The organism is Stenotrophomonas chelatiphaga, assembly GCF_032054965.1.
In the GTDB taxonomy this organism is placed as follows: Bacteria; Pseudomonadota; Gammaproteobacteria; order Xanthomonadales; family Xanthomonadaceae; genus Stenotrophomonas; species Stenotrophomonas chelatiphaga.
The window spans coordinates 664,462-688,059 of record NZ_DAMBRS010000001.1 but is presented as its reverse complement, the minus strand read 5'-3'; the positions used below and the strand labels follow the sequence as shown (position 1 = coordinate 688,059).

The following is a 23,598-nucleotide window of genomic DNA, read 5'->3' as shown; positions in this document are numbered from 1 at the left end:
ATCATGGGATTGCGCTTTGTGATCAAAGGGATACGTGCGGACTTATCGGAATCGGGTGGCGTCTCCAAGCTTCACGAACTGGACATCCAGTGCCTCAAGTGTCTGAACCTGGCGACCGTTGGTCAGGACAGAGGACTTGTTGACCTTGAGGGTGCAGGCGTACTGACGTGCCCCACATGCGGCGAGCACCAAGCCATAAGCCGCAAGCGCCTTGAAGAAGTCACGCTTGGAAAGCGCCTGGTTCCTTGATCAGGGCAACTCGACTGCGTGATGGAGACCCGCCGGCAACGTGGGCGGTGCCGCACGCCTGAGCGTGGTAACGTCGCCACCGGAGCGCGCCACGGCGCTGCTGGTTCACCATTGCGGTCATCGCGTTCGAGCCCTCGCGGCCAAAAGGAAATGCGTGTCAAACGATCAGTTCAAGGGCTTTCCGTCTCCTGCGGTACGGGCGGCTGAAGCCAAGGCATTCGGCGACAAGCGTTCGGATATCTTTTTCAGCGCCGTCGAGACGACGCGCATGCCAATGATCATCACGGATCCGCATCAGCCGGACAATCCGATAATTTTCGCAAACCGTGCATTTCTGGAAATGACGGGTTACGAGCGAGAGGAGCTTGAGGGCCGCAACTGCCGCTTTCTCCAAGGACCTGATACGGACCGATCCTCAATCGACGAGGTTCGGGAAGGCATCCGCGAGTCACGAGAAGTGGCTACGGAAATCTTGAACTACCGTAAGGATGGGTCAACCTTCTGGAATGCTCTGTTCGTCTCCCCGGTGTTCGATGACGAGGGGAAACTCGTCTACTTTTTTGGCTCCCAGCTTGATGTTTCCCGGCGAAGGGATGCCGAGGACTCCCTGCGGCAGGCGCAGAAGATGGAAGCCCTGGGGCAGCTCACCGGCGGCATTGCCCACGATTTCAACAACCTTCTGCAAGTGATGTCAGGCTACCTGGAACTGATAGCCAACACCTCCGAGGCAGAGCTGCGGCCCGATAGTTTCGTGCGCAAGGCAGCACGCCAGGCCCAGTCTGCCGCAACGAAGGCAGGCGTCCTTACGCAGCAGCTCCTCGCATTCTCTCGCCGTCAGAAACTTGAGGGTCGGACCGTCAATTTGAATGGCCTGGTGAGTTCGATGGTCGAGCTTGCTACCCAGCGGCTAGGCGGAGACGTAGAGCTCGAAACGCATCTCGCTTCGACGCTGTGGAACTGCAAGATTGATCCAACCCAAGCTGAGGTTGCAATCCTCAATCTCTTGATCAACGCCCGCGACGCGCTTGCTGGTCGCGAGGAAAAAGTCGTTGTGCTGAAGACTGAGAACATTGAGGTCGAGAGCGATGGGGTTTCTCCCTATGATCAACTTCCCCCGGGTCGTTTTGTCTCGGTCTCGGTGGCCGATAGCGGCACCGGCATGGCGCCAGAGATTGTAAGACGGGTGATGGATCCGTTCTTCACCACCAAGGAAGAAGGTCAAGGCACTGGCCTTGGGCTATCCATGGTGTATGGGTTCGTGAAGCAGTCCGGCGGTACGGTCCGCATTTCTTCCGAGCTGGACGTCGGTACGACTGTCTCGCTGTTCTTCCCCGCGACCGATGAGCAACAGACGAAGGAAGCGAGCCGCTCGAACATGGCGATGGATCGGGGCGGCTCCGAGCGCGTCCTCATTGTCGAGGATCGAGAGGACGTCGCAGAGCTTGCCGAGATGTTGCTCCGGGATGGGGGCTACAGCACCAGCGTGGCGACAGATGGCCGCAGTGCACTTAAGCTTTTGGATGGCGGTGAGACCTTCGATCTGCTCTTCACGGATTTGATCATGCCAGGTGGCATGAACGGAGTGGTGCTCGCAAGAGAGTTCAAGCGCCGCTTGCCAAAGGTCAAAATTCTGCTCACCACCGGCTATGCCGAGAGCAGCTTGGAGCGAACCGATGCAGGCGGCTCGGAGTTCGAAGTTCTCAACAAGCCATTCACCAGGCAGCAGCTACTCCGAAAGGTGCGCTTGGTCATGGAAGGCCCGACCGGCGTGGGCTGAAGCACCGCCAGCCTGAGGCAGCTGTAAAGACATTTCAGCTGCAGCATCCAGCAATGCCCCAATGGCCCGGTGACATTCCCGGTCGGATCAGTCCGCCCGACGATCGGCCCCCGCCGCTCCGATGCAGTCGGTGGATCCGACAATGAGGGGCGACGATACAGCCAGCGGCACGGTCCTGGTCAGCTGAAGCGCCCTGACGCGGAAGCTGTTCGGCCTGGAAGTGCCAGTTTGGCAAAGCTGCTGGCCAAGTCACGCGACGCAGTCTAGTGGGCAGGGAATCCAGCGCTTGGCGCAACGCGGCGAAGCGGGTCAGTAGGGCGGGATCCTGCATGTGCGGGCTGGGGACCGGCAGTGCCTCCTGCAGCGCGGAAAGCAAGTCATCGATCCCATCGTGCTGGACTGGCACCGCGGCGATTGGCACACCACCGTTGGCCTGGACATCCGTCACTTTCCGGACGATGCCTCGTATCCCATGAGTTCGGAGATCCTTCGTGAGGTCTCGAGCAACGCCTGCACATGCGCCGGTTCCGGCGTCCCGGGCAGGTAGTGGATCGAACCGATGATCGCCACCGTGCCGAACAGTTCACCGTTGGCCTGCAGGAGAGGCGCGGCCAGCGCGTTGACGCCGATGTAGAGCTCTTCCGGTGCGTCGGCCCAGCCGCGGCGACGCACCAGCTCGATCTCGGCGCGCAGTCGATCAGGATCGGTGATGGTTCGAGGCGTGCAGGACTGCAGCGGCTGAACCAGGAACTGCTGTCGAACGCTCTCCGGCGCGAAGGCCAGTACCACCTTGCCTTGGGCGACGGTGTTCAGATGGAACCGCGTCCCGGGGCGAAGGCTGATCTCCACCGGCGCGGTGCCGCGCAGGAAGTCGATCACCACCACTTCATTGTCCGAGTAGGTGGCAATGACGACCGTCTGCCCGACCTGGTCGCGGAGGCGCTCCAGCACCGGCTTGGCCAGCGACATCACGTCGAAACGGCTGGTGCAGGCACGCCCCAGCAGGAACATCTGCCAGCCGACCCGATACTGGTTCGTGCGCGGGTCCTGGCCGACATAGCCGTGCTCGCGCAGCATGCTCAGATGGCGGTGGATGCGGGCCTTGGGCATGCCGAGCATTTCGGCGAGACGGGTGACGCCCAGCCCGGCAGGGGCGGCGGCGAGCGCCTCGATGACTTTCAGCGAGACGATGGCGGTGGGCAACCCCTGTTCGGCGCCCAGGTCAGCCGCCCCCGATTCGATGACATCCGCGCCGTCGCTGGCATTGATTTCCTTGATGGCACTGGGCGTCTGACGGGGCATGGGAACCTTGTGGCGAACTCGAGGGGCGTGCTGCAGGCGCTAGATTACCTCACGGTCAACCATCTCACGGCAGGTCGATGTATCGCTCTGCGAAAACCCGGTACTGCTGAACCTTTTTGGCCGCGGCGTCCGCGGCATGCACGTAGCGAATGGAGCTGCGGCCTTTCACCTGACGGGGAAGCAGGAAACAGCGGATGAAGGTGGTCGGTTCGCGCTCTGTGGTAGGCGCCAGTACCGGGGCGTGGCCCAGTTCAAACCAGGCTTTCCCGGCAGGATAGGCATGCGCTTCGCCGAGCGTTTCGATGCGGATTTCGCCGCTGAGGCAGATGCGGATTCCCGGGCCTTGATGCACGTGGGTGAGCGCTACCCCGGCCGGCGGGAACTCGACCCGGTCGCAGCGCATCAGCCAGCTGAAGCGCGGGTCCAACGCTACCGGCGCTTCCAGCTTCAACTTGCTGGTGGCCGCGGGTGCGGAGGGCAGGGCGCCCGGACCGGATACCGCGGCATCGCTCAGCTCCCAGCGCCACAAGATCGTCTCTTCGCCGCCGTTGATGAGGGTGGTCTCGCCCTGCGCAACGGACGCATGGCCGTCGCCGAGCCACTGTCCTTGATCGTGCCCGTCGACGGCCAACCCACCCGAGCGCACATACATCGCGCGCGGCAGTGCCGGCAGGTGGATCGGCGGGCAGCCCGCAGGCAGGCGGTCTTCGTGGAGGCGCAGGATGAGATCGGACATGGGCGTAATCCTTCGGAAGTGTGGCCGTATCGTACAGCGATACCAACGTATCGTATATGTTCCGTTTCTCAAAAATGTGGTCTATAGTCGCCCATCGGTATCGATTGCCGATACATCACAACCGCCAAAGATTCCGGAGGGGGAACAAATGGCAAGCAGTACGTCCACGTCGCCATCAGGCGACACCGGCAACAAGCGCTGGTGGCAAGGCGCCACCCAGCAGCAGTGGGGCACCTTCCGGTCGGCCTATCTGGGCTGGGCGCTGGACATCATGGATCTCATGTTGTTCGCCATGGTCATCAAGCACGTCAGTGCCGACCTGGGATTCGACAAGTCCGACGCGGGCATGGTGATGTCCGCCACCCTGCTGGCGACCGCCGCCGGCGGGTTGCTGTTCGGGTTCCTGGCCGACCGCATGGGACGTGCCAAGTCGATGATCCTCAGCATCGTCTGCTACTCGGTAGGCACTGCGCTGTGCGGGCTCTCCGACACGCTTGGCCAGCTGATGCTGTTCCGGATCATCGTTGGCTTGGGCGTTGGCGGGGAATGGTCGGCCGGTTCTGCGCTGGTCAGCGAGACCTGGCCGGCCCAGCACCGCGGCAAGGTGATGGCATGGATCCAGAGCGCGTTCGCGGCAGGCTATGCGGCGGCGGCCATCGTCGCAGCCGTGGTGGTGCCGATGTACGGCTGGCGCTGGGTGTTTGCGGTCGGCCTGCTGCCGGCACTGCTGGCCTTTTACGTGCGCCGTCATGTCAAGGAGCCGGAGATCTGGGTCAACCAGGCCAGGCGATTGAGCTTCCCTGAGACGTTGGGTGCGCTGTTCAGTGCCCATCGGCGCAACACGCTGATCGGCCTGGCCTTCACCACGGCAGCCATGTGCGGCTACTGGGGGCTGTTTACGTGGATCCCGACCTACCTGGCCACGCCGGTCGCCGAGGGCGGTCCGGGACTGGACCTGGTCAAGTCCACGGTGTGGATCGTGATCATGCAGGTGGGTGCGGCGCTGGGCTACGTCACCTTCGGTTACATCGCCGATCGGCTGGGGCGCAAGAAGGCCTTCCTGATCTTCTTCGCCGGCTCGGCGCTGTCGGTGCCGTTGTTCGTGATGATCCACACGCCGGGGCTGTTGATGGCGTTCGGCATCGTGGTCGCCTATTTCGGCACCGGCTTCTACAGCGGCTTCGCCCCCACCTTCGCGGAAATGTTCCCGACGTCCATCCGCGCCACCGCGCAGGGCTTCGTCTACAACGGCGGCCGCGCGATCGCCGCGATCGCACCGGCGCTGATCGGCTACCTGGCCAACCAGCATGGCGTGGGCAGCGGCTTGCTCGCCACCGCCGGCTTCTTCGCGCTGGCCGGTCTGATCGTGCTGCTGTTCCTGCCTGAAACCAAGGGCGCGGAACTGACTTGATTCACCCTGGAGACTGACATGCCAATCATCCAAGTAACCTTGGTGCAGGGCCGCGACCAACAGAAGGTGCAGGCCTTCATCCGCGCGGTGGCCCGCGCTGCACACGAGCAGCTGGACGCGCCGATGCAGGCCATCCGTGTGATGGTCAACGAAGTTCCGCCGCAGCGTTTCGCGGTGGGCGATGTACTCAAGAGCGATCCGCCGGCCGGGGCATCCGCATGAGCGCCACCCTGACCCCGGCCGACATCGCCGAACAGGCCACGCAGCTGTACCGTGCGCTGCGCGAAGGCGCGCCCCTGGACCCGCTCAGCGAGCGCATCGCCGGGTTGCGTATCGAGGACGCCTACGCGATCTCCAGCGACCTGCTGGCGCGACGCGTGGCCGACGGTGAGCGCGTGGTGGGCAAGAAGATCGGCGCAACCAGCGCGGCAGTACAGCGCATGCTCAAGGTGGACCAGCCGGATTTCGGCTTCCTCACTGATCGCATGGAAGTGCGCAACGGCGCCATGCTGTCGCTTGATGGGCTGATCGCACCCCGGGCGGAAGGCGAGATCGCCTTCCACCTCAAGCGTGATCTGTGCGGGCCTGGCATTACCCATCACGAAGTGATCGCGGCTACCGAAGCGATTTCGGTGTGTTTTGAGATCGTCGATTCGCGGATTCGGGACTGGAAGATCGGCATCACCGACACCGTGGCCGACAACGCCTCCGCTGCCGCCTTCGTCCTGGGTGACCAGCGCGTGTCACCCAAGGGCCTGGACCTGGGCACGCTCGGCATGGTGGTGGAAAAGAACGGCGAGCTTGTCGCGACCGGCGCCGGTGCGGCTGCGCTGGGGTCGCCGATCAACTGCGTGGTGTGGCTGGCCAATACGCTCGGCCGCCTCGGCACCTCGCTGAAGGCGGGCGAGGTGATCCTTTCCGGTGCCTTGGTGCCCCTGATCCCGGTGCAGCGCGGTGACCACATGCGCGTACGCATGGGCGCCCTGGGCAGCGCCGACGTGCACTTTGCCTGATCCCGCTTCATCCCCCCACGTATCCCCACAGGAGTGCGGTATGACCCTGAAAGTCGCCATCATCGGTCCCGGCAACATCGGCACCGATCTGATGATCAAAGTAATGCGCAACGGCCGGCATCTTGAAATGGGCGCGCTGGTGGGCATCGACCCCGCTTCCGACGGCCTGGCCCGCGCGGCCCGGCTCGGCGTTCCGACCATCGCCACCGGCGTGGAAGGGCTGATCGCATCGGAGGTGTTTGCTGACATCGACATCGTTTTCGATGCCACGTCCGCGTCGGCGCATGTCCGCAATGATGCGTTGCTGCGCCAGGCGCGGCCGTCGATCCGGGTCATCGACCTGACCCCTGCAGCCATCGGGCCGTACTGCGTACCCACGGTCAACCTGGAGGCCAACCTGGCCGCGCTGAACGTCAACATGGTCACCTGCGGTGGGCAGGCCACCATCCCGATGGTGGCCGCCGTCGCCTCGGTCGCCAAGGTGCACTACGCTGAGATCGTGGCGTCCATTGCCAGCCGTTCGGCAGGCCCGGGAACCCGCGCCAACATCGATGAGTTCACCGAAACCACCTCGCGTGCCATCGAGAGCGTCGGTGGCGCCCGCGCCGGCAAGGCGATCATCGTGCTGAACCCGGCCGATCCGCCGCTGCTGATGCGCGACACCGTGTATGTGTTGTCCGAGGCCGTCGATTCGGCGAAGGTCGAAGCCGCGGTGAGCGAGATGGTGGCGAGGGTGGCTGCGTATGTGCCCGGGTATCGACTCAAGCAGCAGGTCCAGTTCGACGTGATCGAGGAACCGCTCAACCTCCCCGGCATCGGCCCCACCGCGGGGTTGAAGACCTCCATCTTCCTGGAAGTGGAGGGCGCTGCCCACTACCTGCCAGCGTACGCCGGCAACCTCGACATCATGACCTCGGCGGCCCTGGCCACTGCCGAGCGCATGGCCGAATCGCTGCTGGCCCAGCCGGCAGGCGCCTGAGGAGACTCCCATGACCCAACGCAAACTCTACATTTCCGACGTCACTCTGCGCGATGGTTCGCATGCGGTGCGCCACCAGTACAGCCTCCCGCAGGTGCGCGCCATCGCAGGCGCACTGGACAAGGCGCGTGTGGACTCCATCGAAGTGGCCCACGGTGACGGCCTGCAGGGCGCCTCGTTCAACTACGGCTTCGGCGCGCACAGCGACCTGGAATGGATCGAAACAGCGGCCGGGTCGGTCAGCCATGCGCGCATCGCCACGCTGCTGCTGCCCGGCATCGGCACCGTGCACGACCTGAAGGACGCCTATGCCGCGGGCGCGCGGATCGTGCGTGTGGCCACCCACTGCACCGAAGCGGACATCTCGCGCCAGCACCTTGAAGCGGCCAACGCCCTGGGGATGGAGGCGGTCGGCTTCCTCATGATGAGCCATATGATCGCCCCTGCCGCCCTCGCCGAGCAGGCGCTGCTGATGGAAAGCTACGGCGCGTCCTGCGTGTACGTGGTCGATTCCGGTGGCGCGCTGGGCATGAATGACGTGCGTGACCGGGTGCAGGCGCTACGCCAGGCGTTGAAGCCGGACACCGAGATCGGCATCCACGCCCACCACAACCTATCGCTGGGCGTGGCGAACTCCATCGTCGCGGCAGAATCCGGCGCGATCCGCATCGATGCGAGCCTGGCCGGCATGGGTGCCGGTGCCGGCAATGCACCGCTTGAAGTGTTCATTGCAGCGGCCGAGCGCCTGGGCTGGGCGCATGGCTGCGACCTGTACGCCCTAATGGACGCGGCCGACGACATCGTACGACCGCTGCAGGACCGCCCCGTGCGCGTGGACCGTGAGACCTTGGCGCTTGGCTACGCCGGCGTCTATTCCAGCTTCCTGCGCCACGCCGAGGCCGCTTCGCAGCGTTTTGGCATCAATACCGTCGACATCCTGGTTGAACTGGGCAAGCGCCGCATGGTCGGCGGCCAGGAAGACATGATTGTCGACGTCGCCCTGGACATGCTGCGCCGCCGTGATGCGGCCGCAGTGAAGGAACCCGCATGAGCCTTGATAACGAAACCCTTGATCGTTGCGCCCGCCTGCTGCGCGACGCCGAACGCGACGTGCGTGAGGTCAGCAAACTGACCGACACCTATCCCGAGCTCGATGTGGCTGACGCCTATCGGATCCAGCAACGCCTGTGTGCGCTGAAGCAGGCCGAAGGGGTGCGCATCGTGGGCATGAAAATGGGCCTGACATCCCACGCGAAGATGCAGCAGATGGGCGTGGATACGCCCATTTACGGCTTCCTCGGTAGCGATAACGCCGTCGATGATGGCGCGGCGGTGGACACCCGCGTGCTGATCCATCCCAAGGTAGAGGCCGAGATCGCTTTCGTGATGCGCGATGCACTGCGTGGCCCAGGCTGCACCGCCAGTGACGTGCTCGCTGCCACCGGCTACGTGGTGCCGGCCATCGAGCTGATCGATTCGCGCTACGAGAATTTCCGGTTCGACCTGCCCAGCGTCATCGCCGATAACACCTCGGCGTCGCGCTATGTCCTGGGTTCGCGCCCGTCGGACCCGGCCACGCTCGATCTGCAGACGCTGGGGGTGGTGATGGAGAAGAACGGCCAGGTCGCCGAGGTGGGGGCCGGTGCGGCCGTGCTCGGCGACCCTGCCGCCGCGGTGGCCATGCTGGTCAACATGTTGTCCGAGCATGGCCAGCCGCTGGAAGCGGGCGCGGTCGTGCTGTCCGGCGCCATCACCGCGGCGATCGCCGTGCAGCCGGGCGACAACGTTCTGGTACGCGGTGACGGCATCGGCACGGTCGGCATGCGCTTCATCTAGAGCGCTCCATCCGTTCGTCAACGCCACACGTTCCGTTCAATCGGGCCGTGCTGGCATCGCTATGCCCTGGGAGGGGAATCATGGTTGGAATGAAGAGGAGAGCAGCAGCCTCGGTGCCGTTGTGGCTGGCCCTGTCCGCACTACCGCACACGGCGCTGTCGCAGGCCGTGGATACCGCCACGCTGGAGGCGCGCATGGCCGAGCTGGAAGCGGAGATGCAGCAGATGCGAGGGCTGCTGCAGCAGTATCAGCAGCGCGATGCCAAGGCGGCAGGAAACACCCCGACGGTGGTGGTTGCAACGCCGCCCGCGCAGGCGTCAACGCCGATCCTGCCCGGGGCGATGCCCGGCACCCGCTTCACGGCAGGCGGCTTCATCAAATTCGATGCCATGACCACGCGGACCAGCGACGGGGCCATCGCCGATGGCTCGGCCGGCCGTCTGTTCTACTTCCCGGCCGCTACCCCGGTCGCCACGGATGGAAGCGGCAAGAGCGCCAGCTACACCGACGTGCATGCCCAGTTCTCCAGGTTCTGGCTGGGCGCCGACACCCTTACCGAACGTGGCGACACGCTCAAGGCCTATATCGAGGCAGACATGTATGGCGGCGGCAACAACGCCTTCGCCGGCAACGAAGTAATCACCAATACCTACGCGCTGACCCTGCGCCACGCCTATGTCAGTTGGAACCACTGGCTGGCTGGCCAGACCTGGTCCAACTTCCAGGATGTAGCGGCACTGCCGGACACGGTGGACTTCACCGGCCCGTCCGAGGGCACCATCTTCAACCGTCAGGCGCAGCTTCGCTACACGCGTGGCCCGTGGTCCTTCTCGTTGGAAAATCCGCAGACGACCGTGGCGACCTACCGGGGCAACGGCACCCGCCTCAATAGTGGCGATGACACCGTGCCCGACATCACCGCCCGCTGGGCGCAGCGCGGCGCCTGGGGCCACTTCACAGTGGCGGCCATGGCGCGCAAGCTGCGTTACGACGGCCGCACCGACACCGGGATTGCGGCAAGTCTGTCAGGGCGCGTCAACGTCGGCAGCAATGACGACCTGCGCTACATGGTCAGCGGCGGGCAGGGCATTGGACGCTACTTGGGCTTCGCACTTGGTGCCGACAGCGTGCTGGACGCCGAAGGAGAGCTGCATTCCCAGGATGGCTACGGCGGCTTCGTGGCGTGGCGTCACGCCTTCTCACCCAAGCTGCGCGGCAACCTGGTCTACTCCGGCGCCTGGCTGGACAACGATGCGCAATGGACCGGCGCGCTGGTCACCGAGCGCGCGCAGTCCTGGCGCGTCAACCTGATCTACTCGCCGTTCCCGAAGCTGGACCTCGGCGCAGAGCTGAGCCACGCCCAGCGCCGCCTGGAGAATGGAGAGGCCGGCGATCTGAACCGGCTGCACACGCACGTGAAGTACAGCTTCTGAGCCTCAGCGGTGACCGGCAGTTTGTTCGAAGTACTGGACGAAGTCGGCCCGCATCGCCGGCGGGATCCCGTGGCCGCCTGACAGCACGGTGCGCCGGCTGCCGGGAACTGGATCTCATAAAGCGGGGCAGGGAAGCCACCGAAGTCATGGATGGTGGCAGGGCGAGCGGTGGCCGTGACCCGCAGTGTCAGCGTCTTCCAATGCGACGACACCACGACAATCGGTGAGGCGCTGCAGCGATGCGCCGAGCTTCTGCAGGTTGAGGCCGAGCCGTCCCGGCTCGATCGCGAACATCGGCGAACCATGGGAGACGAAGAGGGACGGCGCGCGGGCCATGGGCATACTCCAGGAGCAGCGGGCGCTTGCACGTCCGCTTTCAGGATGTGGAACGGATCAGCGAGGCGCGTTTACCGGGCAGTACGCTGGCGCCAACTTTCAATGGTGTACGCGCCGGCGCCATGGGTGGCAAGGACCAGGAAGGCGCCGAACCCGCTCGCGCATCCACGCCAATGACAGGGGACACCTGCAGCGCTGCAGCGCTGCCCGATCAAGGCATCATCCTGCAGCCGGACTTCGTGATCTATCGTGACCTGAAGGCGGGCGCATTGGTTTGGCTGATGCCTGAGTTTCGCGCTGCGGAGCTCGGCATCTTTGCGGTTTATCCCGCACGCAAACAGCTTCCGCTGAAGGTCCGCCGGTTGGTGGACTTCTTGGTTGCGGCGCTTCGTGACCCGGTGTGGGGGACGCGATGAGGGTCAAGAATCAGCACTGCAAGGACTGCTGAAAGGCGGGAGTGCAATTTCAGTCATCGGTGGCCGAGCGAACCCATGGGATTAGCGATGTTTATCAAGGGTAGGCCGGATGACCTCTTCTGGCCGTAAGCAGACTTCAGACGGAGTACGGGATCAGAATTCTTATCGAGGGTGGAACGGTTGTACCAGACAGTCGAATTCTGGCGGCATACGCGCCCCGGCGCTGCCCGACTCAACGGCGATGCTTATCTCCAATCAATGCTCTCAGGCCAGCATCGACTGCTGGGCGAAGATTCCCGCCATTGCGCCCTGCGACGTTGCCTGGGTTACCGAGGGCAGGAAGGGCGTGGTGAGATCGCCCGCGGCGTAGATGCCGGACACGCTGGTCTGGCGGCGCTCGTCAACCTTGAGGGTGATACCGGCGGGCGTCTCTACCGTGGCGAGGCCTAACGACTCATGCAGGCTTGCCGAGGGTCTGTTACGCGGATGCGCAAACAGGATGTCGACGGCCACGTTGCTGCCCGAATCAAGATTGACGGTAGTGAGATGACCTCGGTGATGCGCGATCTCGGTGATCCGACCATCGACAACAGGTACGTTGCGATGCTCCAGGGCTGCCCTGATGTCGGTCGGAATGTCGTGACCATCAGCGAAAACCGTCAATTTGTCGGTCCAGTCGAGGAACAGCCTGGCCTGATTGTGCGACTGCAGGCCGGACCAGACGAGCCCCCAATGCTGTTCCGCAGCCTCAAAGCCGTCACAATAAGGGCAAGGAACTATGGATTTTCCCCAGCATTCTGCAAAACCAGGAACATCGGGGACCTGGTCGACCACACCGTAACTTAAGATCAAGCGGCGCGCGCGAAAACGCTCGCCATCCGCCGTCAGGACGGAGAAGTCATCGATCGAGCCGGAGATGCCTTCCGCACGCGCCGTGACCAGGCTGATCGCCGGATAACGGGCAAGTTGCGCCCTTGACTCTGACAGAATGGCCAGTGGTGGCTTGTGATCATGGCCCAGCAGTCCATGCGAGTGGCCGGCGAATCGATTGCGTGGCAGCTCCGTATCGAGGACGGTGACTCGCCGGCGGGCGCGGCCGAGCTGAAGTGCGGCCGCCAGGCCGGCAAAGCTGCCGCCGATAATAATGACGTCGTTCATGTGGGTAGCTCCATGTTGGCAGTGGACAGGCAGCAGGTGCTCTGGCTCATAGTGGCGATGGTGCACGCGGGGCGTACTGCAGCCCGGCCGGCGGCTTGCGCCGCCAACCTACGGACGCGGGCGGGGATCGGCCCGGTTCTTCAGACTTAGCAGGCAGCGGAGACGGCCACGACTTCCGTGCCGACGTCGTATTTGCCTTGCAGCCTGCTGCCCGTCGCCGACACCAAGGTGCCGCGAGTGCCAGCGTCTTTTTTGTGACCATTGCTTGCCCTCCACAGTCACATGTCGGTCTGACGGGTCGCGCGTGAGGAGATATCTGGAGCCCAGACGTTATTCCTGCCGGCGCGATTGGCCCGGCGTGGTGCCTGGCATTGCCTGATGTCAGGTTTGCATCAGCCAGCAGGGTTTGCCGGATTCTTCTTCGAGTGACCACGGAAGTCAAGAGTCACCATGAATGATCCGTTGTGAACCGATACCCGAATGGTCACCATTTGCTCGCTTCTAAGGGGAGCGCTACGCTTGCCTGATGTCTACTTCAATCACCGCAGCACTGGATGCCGGACGCGGCCCCGCTGAGCATGACGTGCGCACCCAGATCATCGAGGCTGCCACAGCCCATTTCAGCCACTTCGGCTATGAAAAGACCACGGTGTCCGATCTGGCTAAAGCCATCGGCTTCTCCAAGGCCTACATCTACAAGTTTTTCGCCTCCAAGCAGGCGATCGGGGAGGTGATCTGTGCCAATTGCCTCGCCCAGATCGAAAGCGACGTACATGCCGCCTTGGAAAGGGTTGAAGCAGCGCCGGACCGGCTTCGGGCGCTCTTCACTGCGATCGTGGACGCCAGTCTTCGCCTGTTCGTCCAGGATCGCCGGCTCTATGAAATCGCCGTTGCCGCCGCGACGGATCGATGGCCGTCGACCCAGGCCTACCAAGGGCGCATCCGGGATCTGGTCGAACTGATCCTGAAGCAGGGGCGCGCCTCCGGGGTATTTGAGACCAGCACGCCGCTCGACGGAACCAGTCGCGCGGTGTTCCAGGTGTTGGCGCCTTATCTGAACCCAGTGACGCTTCCACACTTATCGGGCCTGTACGCGGAAGCGCCGCTGGCCTTGCAGGAACTAGTGCTTCGGAGCCTGGCGCCGCAGCCATAGTGACGGTTGACTGAAACAGTCACTAGGAACAGAATGCTTGCGGATACCCCTCCCGGAAGGCCGTATGCGTCGCCGTTTTGTATTCCTAGCCATCTCCTGCGTTGCTGCGTTGTTCCTTGTGGCCTGCGGCACGTCGGACGACATCGACCCCCGCACCGCGCCCCCCATCGTCCGGGTTGCACAGGTTCAAGCGGGCGAGGGGAACGCACGCACGTTTACGGGCACCGTCGCCGCGCGCGTGCAGAGCGATCTGGCGTTTCGAGTGGGAGGCAAGGTCACCGAGCGCCTCGTCGAGACCGGGCAGACGGTCAAGCGTGGTGATGTGCTTTACCGGATTGATCCCATCGATCTGAATCTGGTAGCGGCATCTCAGCAGCAAGCGGTAATTGCGGCTCGGGCGCAAAGCACCCAGGCCATTGCCGACGAAGCGCGGTATCGCGATCTGGCCGCCAAGGGTGTCGTGTCGCGGTCGGCCTATGATCAGATCAAGGCGGCGGCGGACGCAGCATCAGCGCAGCTCAAAGCGGCCGAAGCGCAAGCCCGGGTAGCGCGCAATGCCAGTCAATACACCGTGCTCGTTGCCGATGCTGATGGGGTGGTCATGACCATCTCCGCTGAGCCCGGTCAGGTTGTGGCGTCAGGGCAGATCGTCGCCCGGCTTGCCCGTGCAGGCAGCAGGGAGGCCGTGGTCCAATTGCCCGAGACGGTGCGTCCCGCCATCGGCTCCGTGGCCTCGGCGTCCTCGTTCGGGGGCAGCGGCAAGATCCCCGCGCGGTTGCGCGTACTCTCTCAATCGGCAGACCCCGCAACCCGGACTTTTGAAGCCCGCTACACCCTGGAAGACGGCAATACGCCGCTGCCGCTGGGTTCAACGGTCGCGGTAGAACTTGCAGACGCCGCACCTGCCGGCGTCGCGGCGGGAGTTGAGGTTCCGCTGGGTGCGTTGTTCGATCCAGGCACCGGAACGGGCGTCTGGGTGATTGGTGGTGAGCCGCTCAAAGCCCGCTGGACGCCAGTCGCCGTCAAGCGGCTGGGCGATGACCACGCCTTGGTCAAAGGCGCGTTGAAGACTTCGGATCGCGTGGCGGCGCTTGGGGCACACTTGCTCCGCGAAGGGCAGGTGGTTCGTCTGGCTGATACGGCCACGAGCACCGCTGCGAACGGAGCCCGTCAGTGAGTGGGTTCAATCTGTCGGCGCTTGCGGTGCGCGAGCGTGCCATCACGGTCTTCTTGATCTTCCTGATTTCCGTTGCCGGCATTGTTTCTTTCTTCCAGCTTGGCCGCGCGGAAGACCCCGCGTTTACGGTCAAGGTCATGACCATCGTGACGGCCTGGCCAGGCGCTACGCCCACGGAAATGCAGGACCAGGTCGCCGAGAAGCTGGAAAAGCGCTTGCAGGAGCTTCGCTGGTATGACCGCAGCGAGACCTACACCCGGCCTGGACTTTCCTTCACCACGCTGACGTTGCAGGACGGCACGCCGCCCTCGGAAGTCCAGGAGGAGTTCTACCAGGCGCGCAAGAAGATGGATGACGAAGCGGCGAACCTGCCCGCAGGCGTCATCGGTCCGATGGTCAACGACGAATATGCGGACGTCACCTTCGCGCTGTTCGCACTGAAAGCGAAGGGCGAACCATTCCGTGTGCTCGCGCGCGACGCCGAGACCCTTCGTCAGCGTCTGCTGCACGTCCCTGGCGTGAAAAAGGTCAACATCATTGGGGAGCAATCCGAGCGCATCTATGTGGAGCTGTCCCACGAACGCCTGTCCAACCTCGGTATCACGCCACAGGAGGTCTTCGGGGCACTTAACGGACAGAATGCGCTGACGCCCGCAGGCTCTGTCGAGGCCAAGGGTCCACAGATCTTCATTCGCCTCGATGGCGCGCTGGATCAGCTGGACAAGATCCGCGACACGCCCATCGTTGCACAGGGAAAGATCCTCAAATTGCGGGACATCGCCTCCGTCAAGCGGGGCTATGAGGATCCATCGACCTTCATGATCCGCAACGGCGGTGACCCGGCCATGCTGCTGGGTGTCGTCATGCGCGACGGCTGGAATGGCCTGGATCTTGGCGAATCCCTGGACGCGGAGGTCAAGAAGATCAATGACGGGCTTCCTTTCGGGATGGCACTGGACAAGGTCACCGATCAGGCCGTGAACATCAGCTCGTCGGTCGACGAGTTCATGATGAAGTTCTTCGCAGCGCTGCTGGTGGTGATGCTGGTGTGCTTTGTCAGCATGGGCTGGCGGGTGGGTGTGGTGGTGGCTGCGGCCGTGCCGCTTACCCTCGCTGCGGTGTTCATGGTCATGGCTGCAACCGGCAAGAACTTTGACCGCATCACGCTTGGCTCGCTGATCCTGGCGCTCGGTTTGCTGGTGGACGACGCGATCATTGCCATCGAAATGATGGTCGTGAAGATGGAAGAGGGTTACAGCCGGGTCAAGGCATCGGCCTACGCGTGGAGCCATACGGCAGCGCCGATGCTGGCTGGCACCCTGGTGACTGCGGTGGGCTTCATGCCCAATGGCTTTGCACGGTCCACCGCTGGCGAATACACCAGCAACATGTTCTGGATCGTGGGCATTGCGCTGATCGTGTCGTGGGTAGTGGCGGTGTTCTTTACGCCGTACCTGGGGGTGAAGCTTCTGCCTGAACTCAGGTCCGTGGAAGGCGGGCACAGCGGTCTTTACGACACGCCGCGCTACCACCGTTTCCGTTCGATCCTGGCGCGTGTGATTGCGCGCAAGTGGCTTGCCGCAGGCTGGGTAATTGCATTGTTCGTGCTTTCGGTGGTGGGCATGGGGCTGGTGAAAAAGCAGTTCTTCCCCATCTCTGATCGCCCGGAAGTGTTGGTCGAAGTGCAGATGCCCTACGGCACGGCCATCGAACAGACAAGCCTGGCAACCAGAAAGGTCGAGGACTGGCTTTCGAAGCAAGGCGAATCGAAGATCGTCACGGCTTACATCGGCCAGGGCGCTCCCCGGTTTTATCTCGCCATTTCCCCGGAACTGCCGGACCCTGCGTTCGCCAAGATCGTGGTGCGCACTGACAGTCAGGAACAGCGCGATGCCCTGAAGGCAAAGCTCCGGCAGGCGGTGGCTGATGGCTTGGCGCCTGAGGCACGCGTTCGCGTGACCCAGCTGGTGTTTGGGCCTTACTCGCCATACCCGGTCGCCTACCGTGTCAGCGGTCCGGATCCGGACGTCATTCGGGGCATTGCGGCCAAGGTCGAGCAGGCCATGCACGCCAGCCCGATGATGCGGACCGTCAACAGCGACTGGGGCGTGCGCACGCCGACGCTGCACTTCACGCTGGATCAGGACCGTCTGCAAGCGATGGGTATGACCTCGGCCACGGTATCGCAGCAGTTGCAGTTCTTCCTGAGCGGGGTACCGGTCACCGCCGTGCGTGAGGACATCCGCACCGTCGAGGTCGTTGCTCGGTCAGGCGGAGACACCCGCCTGGATCCTGCCCGGATTGCGGACTTCACCCTGGTCGGTGCGGCTGGCCAGCGCGTTCCCTTGTCCCAGATCGGCAGGGTAGAGATTCGAATGGAAGAGCCGGTGCTGCGCCGCCGTGATCGGGTGCCCACGATCACCGTGCGCGGTGACATTGACGATGCGTTGCAGCCACCGGATGTATCCGCCGCGATCAGCAAGCAGCTTGAGCCACTCATTGCCTCGCTTCCCGAGGGCTACGCCATTGCCCAAGCCGGTTCCATCGAGGAATCGGGCAAGGCAATGAGCGCCATGCTGCCGCTGTTCCCGATCATGCTGGCGGTGACCCTGCTGATCATCATCCTGCAGGTGCGCTCCATCTCCGCAATGATCATGGTGTTCTTGACCAGTCCGTTGGGGTTGATCGGCGTGGTCCCGACGCTGCTGCTGTTCCAGCAGCCGTTCGGCATCAACGCGCTGGTGGGGTTGATTGCGTTGTCAGGCATCCTGATGCGCAACACGCTCATCCTCATCGGACAGATCCACGAGAACGAAGAGGCAGGAATGGAGACCTTCCACGCCATCATCGAGGCGACGGTGCACCGAGCGCGCCCGGTGATCCTGACCTCATTGGCTGCGGTGCTTGCCTTCATTCCGCTGACCCATTCGGTGTTCTGGGGAACGCTTGCCTACACGTTGATCGGCGGCACCATCGCCGGCACGGTGATGACGCTGGTCTTCCTTCCGGCGATGTATGCCATCTGGTTCAAGGTCCGAACGGAGAAGACCTCCGTTGCCTGACATTGGCCCGGACCACTTTTATATGGGAAGTGACTCATGAGCATTGCTGACAAAGACCGCATCGTGGTGACCGGAATGGGCGTGGTCAGCCCACTCGGCGGCGGGGTCGAGGCCGTCTGGTCGCGCCTCCTGGCCGGGCGCTCCGGCATCGGGTCACTGGATGCCGGTCTCGCGGCGGGAACCGGTTGCGAAGTAGGGGGCCGCGTGCCTGACCGCGTTCAAGACCCGGAGGCGGGCTTTGATTCCATCGGCATCATCGCGCCGAAAGATCTCAAGAAGATGGATCGGTTCGTTGAGTTCGCGCTGGTCGCGGCCCACGAAGCGCTGGAGCAGGCGGGTTGGCGTGATGCCGACGAGCAGGGGCTGCTACGCACGGCGACCGTGATTGCCACGGGCATCGGCGGCTTCGGATCCATCGTCAATGCGGTCCACACCACCGAAAGTCGTGGACCCGGTCGGTTGTCGCCGTTCACTGCGCCCACCTTCCTGGCCAACATGGCGGCGGGGCAGGCGTCGATCCGTTACGGGTTCAAGGGCCCGCAGGGCGCACCCGTCACGGCATGCGCAGCGGGCGTCCAGGCGATCGGCGACGCAGCACGCCTCATTCGGTCCGGTGAGGCGGACATCGCACTGTGCGGTGGCGCCGAGGCGGCGATGCATCGGGTCAGCCTGGGCGGCTTCGCCGCTGCCAAGGCACTGAGCACGTCGTTCAACGACAGGCCCCATGCTGCATCTCGCCCCTTTGATCTGCAGCGGGATGGGTTTGTCATGTCCGAAGGGGCAGGGGTGATGGTGATCGAGCGCTTGGACCACGCTTTGGCGCGTGGCGCCAAGCCGCTTGCCGAACTGGTTGGCTACGGCACAACCTCCGATGCCTACCATCTGACGGCCGGTCCCGACGACGGCAGTGGCGCGCGCCGGGCGATGGAGATCGCGCTGGCGCAGGCGGGTATCACCCCGGATCAGGTTGATCACATCAATGCGCATGCGACGTCCACCGAGGTGGGTGATCGGGCAGAGCTCGCGGCGATGCGGGCGCTGTTCGGGTCCCGCCCCGATCTCCTGATCTCTGCCACCAAGTCCAGCACCGGACACCTGCTGGGCGCAGCAGGCGGCATCGAAGCCATCTTCACCGTACTTGCGCTGCGTGATCAGATCGCACCAGCGACGCTCAATCTCATTCGTCCAGATGCGTTGGCCGAAGGGCTGTCGATTGTCGCCGGCGAACCACGGAAGGGCGGCATGGAGTTTGCGCTGACCAATGGGTTCGGCTTTGGTGGCGTGAATGCAAGCGCAGTATTCCGGCGCCTGTGAGAACAGGCAGCCAACCGCCGTTGGCCAGCAAGACCGCAGGGCGTTGGGAAAACGCAAGGTCAAGAAGTCGGCAGGGGATTCTGGAGGGTGCGGGTGAGGTGTTCGCGAAGGAAGGTTTTGAGACTGCGACGATGAAGCGCATTGCAGAGGTGTGCGGCATCACGAAGGTCACGGTGTATGCACACTTCCGCGATAAAGCACGCCTCTACCACGAGGTCATGGAAAGGCAGCTGGCGTCGATTCCCAAGCCGACGGTCCATACAGGTCGGGACGTTGAGCTGGGTGATGCACTCGTGGGTATCTGGCATGGCATCCGGACGCTGGCATTGAATCCATCTTGTCAGGCGTTCTGCCAAGCGTTGACACGCTCTGAGCTGGACAGGGGTGTCTACATGGGGTGTTGGACTGAGATGCTGCAACCGTATCGCAAGGCAGCAGTTCGAGCATTCGCAAATGCGTCACCCAGCTCAAGCAATGGCGATGACGGGGAGAAGTTCCTGCGGCTGATCCTGGCTGAGCAGGGCTTGCCGCAAGGCACAGTGCCTGTTTCCCGTAGTGATGCAACCATTGCGCTTTTCGCGCGGGCGTATGGCTCCACGTTCGCGGGATGAGCGTCGAGCCGGTTGTGGGAAGTCTCGGTGGCGATGGCAGGAGTTGATCCCGGCCTCACGGTTGTCTGATTTCAAACAGGGGGCAGGCGGCAGGTCCAAGGGTAAAATCTACACCAATCAGGGAAGCCGACAGTTGTGAGCCAGCTCGCTTGGTGCATGCTATGCAGAACATAATATACATTATGCGCAATCATTAATGCGTCGCAGCAAGCATTCGTCGGCTCTGGCTGGCACTGGATCAAGCTTTGGATCGTCTCTTCCTTCCCTTCCGGGTCTACTGACAAGGACGAGTGTTCGTCAGCAGACAATTCTGCCCCGTTGAGGCAGAGATTCTGGTTCGCAAGGCAGACATTCTTGGGCCGCCGCAAGCCGTCGCAGAAATTTCTGGGTGCTAGTTGTCTGGTTGAACAAAGTTCCGCCCTTGGATCGCCTAGGTGCGCCGGGTTCATGCGCCGGGTTCAGATGCAGCCATCTCGCCCGCAGAGTGCAGCCATCCAGCCCTCAGCCTGCATTAGATCTGGGGCTTCTACAGTTAGATTTCCTGCAAATTCTAGACGGCATCGGCGATGCGCTCCATCTCCCGAAGCTTCTTGCCCCAAGCGTCGACAATCAAACGTGCTGTGCCTTCACCCATCAAGCCGCTTAACTCTTGAACTGACAGGCGCGGAATGAGTCGGTCATTGCGGTGGGAATAGCGGTCGCAAGCCCTGCGCCCGATGTATAACAACAAAGCTGCACCAAGCAGCACCACGCCCCAGTGCCCCAGTCCAATGAGGGTGTCAGAACCTGCTCAACTGCGACAGCAAAGACCCAGCCAATGGCAAGCCCTGCACTGGCCCAAAGCAACGAGCCCATGGCGTCATAGAACATAAAGACCCGAAGCGGGACCTGGGTGGCACCGGCCATGGCCGTAGCAACCGTCGAGAGTCCAGGCACGAACTTGGCGACAATCAGCGAACGCGCGCCCCAGCGATCAAAGGCCGACTGGGTTTGAGCCACGCAGCCGCCTGGCGTGAGCGAGAGCCAACATATGAGCCGGAGCACCCTGCCCCCGTAGCGCTTGCCAGCCGTATACCAAAGCAGGTCCGCCAGAACACAGGCGGCAAGCACGACCAAGGCGATGAGCACCAGGGGAAGCTGCCCCGAAGCGGCCAGCGATCCGGATACCACAATGAGCGGGAACGCCGGCAGCGGCGCGCCCGCCTGCTCAATCAACACCCAAGCGAAGACAAGCAGCAGACCTTACTGATTGATCAACTCGATCAGGGCATGCATGGCGTCGTCCAGATCCCTCAGCGGAAGGCTTTGTCAGGGACACATTCTAAGCCCGGCAGTCTGCCGGGCGGACAATGCCAGCATGGCCGAAATTCGTCCCTTTGGACGCATTGCGTTGTCGCTTCTAAGGAAAACTTGTCTGCGCGACGGTCGCCTTGAAAGTTCCAGAAACAGAGCCACTCATCAGAGGCAGAGTTTAATTGCCCCAAAGACTAGGATCCGCCCGAGAATTTCTGCATGATGCTCGGAGTCTCAATGACAGGCATGAACGATGTGGGTTGTTGAAGTTAGCGGTGAGCATCCTACCCTTCAAGCGCTCGACTCAAACCGGATTGAGGGGTCACCTCTCCAAGAGGTCGATGGCATCTATCACCTGGATCCAGCACGCTTTGAAGGCTTGCGAGGGCCTTCTGAAGTCAGGCGCCTGAGTGAAAAGCTCTTGGCGAGCCTGCGCATCTACCAAATCTTGTATGCGCTTGCGCCTGGTCAAATCGGCCTGGGCCAAATCCGCGAGATCGTGCAGGGGCAGCCCATCACCCACCATGTGGCCATCGTTGAAAGCTTGGTTGTCTCGATGTCGCTGGTCAGCATCCAGCTGGGCGACGGGCCGATCGCGTATGCCAAGCAGTCGTCTGGCCCCTCGTTTGATCGGTTCGAAATCGCATTCCAAAGCGGACGCTTGGGCGAGCAGCTTCAAGGCTATCTCGCTCAACCGCTGAATGATTGGACCAATCTGGCGCGCATCATCGAGCTGATCAAGCATGCAGTTGGGGGGGCTCAGGCGCTCGAAGCGCGTGGTTGGGCTTCCCAAAGAGAACTCAAAAGGTTCGACCACACCGCCAATCATCCTTCGTCGGGGCCAACCGCTCGGCACAGTGCGAATAAAACCTTGGCACCTGTCGTGCCGATGACACTCGCTGAGGGGAAATCACTCGCCTTGTCGCTGGCGCGCAACTGGATGCTCGACCAAACAAGTTCGGCAGAAAGGGGCTGAGCATGCACCAAGCCCAAAGGAACCAAGCCGATGTATAGCCTTCTGGTCACTGCCGATGACACGGCTTGGGACGGCAGCAGCTCCACCTACACCTACCCACGCAGTCGCTTCTTGGAATACACCAACGAATTGGTCGCCGCACGGTTCAAGGAACTCAATTCTGAGCAAATTGAGCATCTGCTGGCGCTGCCCTGTTTGTTTGCTTACGAAGGTCGAGAGGATATGCAGCCTGGTCGACTGACCAGCATCACGTTGCGCGGCCGAGATGTGGTGATTGGCTTCCAAATCGACCAAAACACCGCCCCAATCCCGTTTGAACATATCGACCCAATCCAGCATCGCTTGGATATCCGCGACTGGGAAATGAACCGGACGCACTGGGCGATCAAGGATGCAGATCTCTTTGAAGAACTTGCTGGTGCCGGCTTGTGCAACGCTCTACGCAACCCCGAACCTAGCCGCGTCGACCTTCCTCCCCCTGTGCATCCAAAGCACATCGCATCGTCAGTGGCTGAATTTGTCGATATCGTGCTTGCAATGCCCAAGCACGACAAAGAAATTTTCTATCGAGGGCACTCCAATCGCGACAGCTATCGACTGGAACCTTCCGTCTTTCGCAAGGACGGTGCGGGCAATCCTCTTCACCTGCGCCAAGAGCATCAGCTCTACAACGAGCTGATCCTTTCTCACTCCGGAGAGTTTCAGGGCGATCAATACACCTTAGATCGCCTTGTGCGCATGCAGCACTACTCTCTCCCCACCCGGCTTCTGGACATCACGTCCAACCCGCTCATCTCCTTGTTCTTTGCGTGTGAGAGCGCGTCAAAAAATGAGCAAGTCCAAGAGGTTGCTGGCGAAGTGATCTTGCTCGCACTGGAACAGTCCTCAATTAAGTATTTTGACTCTGATACCGCGAGCTGCTTGGCCAACCTGGCGAGGTTGCCGCAAGCAGAAAAGGATGAGATTGACTACAGCTTGAAGACAGAAGCGTTCAATGCACAAGAGCCGATCCGGAAGCTATTGCACCTCATTCGACAAGAAAAGCCTTACTTCATGCCACAGATCAATCCAGAGGATCTGCGCAGCGTGGTATGCGTGAAAAGCAAACGCAGCAATGACCGGATCTCGTTCCAATCAGGTGCCTTCTTGCTGTTCGGACAAGATGCGATCTTGGATGAGGAAGGCAGCGAGAAGATTGGCATTGAGCGCATCGAGATACGCAACAAGCGAGGGATCTTGCAGGAATTGGATCAGCTCAACATCACAGCGCCCACAGTGTTCCCGCACATCGAGACTTCTGCCCGCTATATCGCTGAAAAGTTCCGCTTCAAGCAGGAGAAGCAAATTTAGCCATGGCTAAGCTTGT

Annotated in this window: 21 protein-coding genes; 16 read left to right on the top strand and 5 right to left on the bottom strand. The window is 62.4% G+C overall.

Annotated features, from left to right (window positions below; all coding sequences use genetic code 11):
- Nucleotides 1-403: 403 nt before the first annotated feature.
- On the top strand, nucleotides 404-2,026 hold the full coding sequence (locus RTX79_RS03400; protein WP_428695937.1) for a histidine kinase famiy protein: 1,623 nt from the start codon (nucleotides 404-406) through the stop codon (nucleotides 2,024-2,026).
- A gap of 444 nt (nucleotides 2,027-2,470) precedes the next feature.
- Here RTX79_RS03400 and RTX79_RS03395 read toward each other — a convergent pair whose 3' ends face one another.
- Nucleotides 2,471-3,328, bottom strand: coding sequence for an IclR family transcriptional regulator (locus RTX79_RS03395; RefSeq protein ID WP_312681843.1), 858 nt, complete (start codon nucleotides 3,326-3,328; stop codon nucleotides 2,471-2,473).
- 64 nt (nucleotides 3,329-3,392) lie between these two features.
- Entirely contained in the window at nucleotides 3,393-4,064 is a 672-nt protein-coding gene (locus tag RTX79_RS03390; RefSeq protein WP_312681841.1) for a hypothetical protein, read from the bottom strand.
- A gap of 148 nt (nucleotides 4,065-4,212) precedes the next feature.
- On the opposite strand from RTX79_RS03390, the gene RTX79_RS03385 reads away from it, so the two are divergent.
- From RTX79_RS03385 to RTX79_RS03355, 7 genes are all read left to right on the top strand, one after another.
- Nucleotides 4,213-5,475, top strand: coding sequence for an MFS transporter (locus tag RTX79_RS03385; RefSeq protein WP_312681839.1), 1,263 nt, complete (start codon nucleotides 4,213-4,215; stop codon nucleotides 5,473-5,475).
- A gap of 18 nt (nucleotides 5,476-5,493) precedes the next feature.
- Nucleotides 5,494-5,697, top strand: coding sequence for a tautomerase family protein (locus RTX79_RS03380; protein WP_312681837.1), 204 nt, complete (start codon nucleotides 5,494-5,496; stop codon nucleotides 5,695-5,697).
- The gene (locus RTX79_RS03375; RefSeq protein WP_312681835.1) at nucleotides 5,694-6,488 is read left to right on the top strand and encodes a fumarylacetoacetate hydrolase family protein; all 795 of its coding nucleotides are present in this window, start codon (nucleotides 5,694-5,696) and stop codon (nucleotides 6,486-6,488) included. Before RTX79_RS03380 ends, RTX79_RS03375 begins: the two co-directional genes overlap by 4 nt.
- Before the next feature lie 40 nt (nucleotides 6,489-6,528).
- Nucleotides 6,529-7,467, top strand: coding sequence for an acetaldehyde dehydrogenase (acetylating) (locus RTX79_RS03370; protein WP_312681833.1), 939 nt, complete (start codon nucleotides 6,529-6,531; stop codon nucleotides 7,465-7,467).
- Nucleotides 7,468-7,477: 10 nt separating this feature from the next.
- Nucleotides 7,478-8,518 carry a 4-hydroxy-2-oxovalerate aldolase gene (gene dmpG / locus RTX79_RS03365; protein WP_312681831.1) on the top strand — a complete coding sequence of 347 codons (1,041 nt, stop codon included), beginning with the start codon at nucleotides 7,478-7,480 and terminating at the stop codon, nucleotides 8,516-8,518.
- Complete coding sequence (gene dmpH, locus RTX79_RS03360) at nucleotides 8,515-9,303, top strand: 2-oxo-3-hexenedioate decarboxylase (RefSeq protein WP_312681829.1); 789 nt, start codon at nucleotides 8,515-8,517, stop codon at nucleotides 9,301-9,303. Before dmpG ends, dmpH begins: the two co-directional genes overlap by 4 nt.
- Nucleotides 9,304-9,392: 89 nt before the next feature.
- Nucleotides 9,393-10,736, top strand: a complete 1,344-nt coding sequence (locus RTX79_RS03355) for a DcaP family trimeric outer membrane transporter (protein ID WP_312681827.1) — start codon at nucleotides 9,393-9,395, stop codon at nucleotides 10,734-10,736.
- A 144-nt stretch (nucleotides 10,737-10,880) separates the two neighbouring features.
- On the opposite strand, the gene RTX79_RS03350 is transcribed toward RTX79_RS03355, so the two are convergent.
- Nucleotides 10,881-11,072 carry a hypothetical protein gene (locus RTX79_RS03350; protein ID WP_312681825.1) on the bottom strand — a complete coding sequence of 64 codons (192 nt, stop codon included), beginning with the start codon at nucleotides 11,070-11,072 and terminating at the stop codon, nucleotides 10,881-10,883.
- Nucleotides 11,073-11,098: 26 nt separating this feature from the next.
- Between RTX79_RS03350 and RTX79_RS03345 the strand changes: the two genes are divergently transcribed.
- Nucleotides 11,099-11,488, top strand: coding sequence for a LysR substrate-binding domain-containing protein (locus RTX79_RS03345; protein ID WP_312681823.1), 390 nt, complete (start codon nucleotides 11,099-11,101; stop codon nucleotides 11,486-11,488).
- A gap of 264 nt (nucleotides 11,489-11,752) precedes the next feature.
- Here RTX79_RS03345 and RTX79_RS03340 read toward each other — a convergent pair whose 3' ends face one another.
- On the bottom strand, nucleotides 11,753-12,646 hold the full coding sequence (locus RTX79_RS03340) for an NAD(P)/FAD-dependent oxidoreductase (protein WP_312681821.1): 894 nt from the start codon (nucleotides 12,644-12,646) through the stop codon (nucleotides 11,753-11,755).
- Between the two features lie 526 nt (nucleotides 12,647-13,172).
- On the opposite strand from RTX79_RS03340, the gene RTX79_RS03335 reads away from it, so the two are divergent.
- The 5 genes from RTX79_RS03335 (at nucleotide 13,173) to RTX79_RS03315 (ending at nucleotide 19,963) form a co-directional block, all read left to right on the top strand.
- On the top strand, nucleotides 13,173-13,799 hold the full coding sequence (locus RTX79_RS03335) for a TetR/AcrR family transcriptional regulator (protein WP_312681819.1): 627 nt from the start codon (nucleotides 13,173-13,175) through the stop codon (nucleotides 13,797-13,799).
- 64 nt (nucleotides 13,800-13,863) lie between these two features.
- A complete protein-coding gene (locus tag RTX79_RS03330; RefSeq protein ID WP_312681817.1) occupies nucleotides 13,864-14,976 on the top strand; it encodes an efflux RND transporter periplasmic adaptor subunit in 1,113 nt (370 codons plus the stop codon).
- The gene (locus tag RTX79_RS03325; protein ID WP_312681815.1) at nucleotides 14,973-18,038 is read left to right on the top strand and encodes an efflux RND transporter permease subunit; all 3,066 of its coding nucleotides are present in this window, start codon (nucleotides 14,973-14,975) and stop codon (nucleotides 18,036-18,038) included. The genes RTX79_RS03330 and RTX79_RS03325 overlap by 4 nt, the downstream gene beginning before the upstream one ends.
- A gap of 36 nt (nucleotides 18,039-18,074) precedes the next feature.
- Complete coding sequence (gene fabF / locus RTX79_RS03320) at nucleotides 18,075-19,352, top strand: beta-ketoacyl-ACP synthase II (protein WP_312681814.1); 1,278 nt, start codon at nucleotides 18,075-18,077, stop codon at nucleotides 19,350-19,352.
- A 20-nt stretch (nucleotides 19,353-19,372) separates the two neighbouring features.
- Complete coding sequence (locus RTX79_RS03315) at nucleotides 19,373-19,963, top strand: TetR/AcrR family transcriptional regulator (protein ID WP_312681812.1); 591 nt, start codon at nucleotides 19,373-19,375, stop codon at nucleotides 19,961-19,963.
- Between the two features lie 642 nt (nucleotides 19,964-20,605).
- On the opposite strand, the gene RTX79_RS03310 is transcribed toward RTX79_RS03315, so the two are convergent.
- Nucleotides 20,606-21,181: a DedA family protein gene (locus RTX79_RS03310; RefSeq protein WP_312681810.1), complete on the bottom strand. Its 576-nt coding sequence runs from the start codon at nucleotides 21,179-21,181 to the stop codon at nucleotides 20,606-20,608.
- A gap of 328 nt (nucleotides 21,182-21,509) precedes the next feature.
- Between RTX79_RS03310 and RTX79_RS03305 the strand changes: the two genes are divergently transcribed.
- Nucleotides 21,510-22,232, top strand: coding sequence for a hypothetical protein (locus RTX79_RS03305; RefSeq protein WP_312681808.1), 723 nt, complete (start codon nucleotides 21,510-21,512; stop codon nucleotides 22,230-22,232).
- Nucleotides 22,233-22,262: 30 nt separating this feature from the next.
- Complete coding sequence (locus tag RTX79_RS03300) at nucleotides 22,263-23,582, top strand: FRG domain-containing protein (protein ID WP_312681806.1); 1,320 nt, start codon at nucleotides 22,263-22,265, stop codon at nucleotides 23,580-23,582.
- The last annotated feature ends 16 nt before the right edge of the window (nucleotides 23,583-23,598 follow it).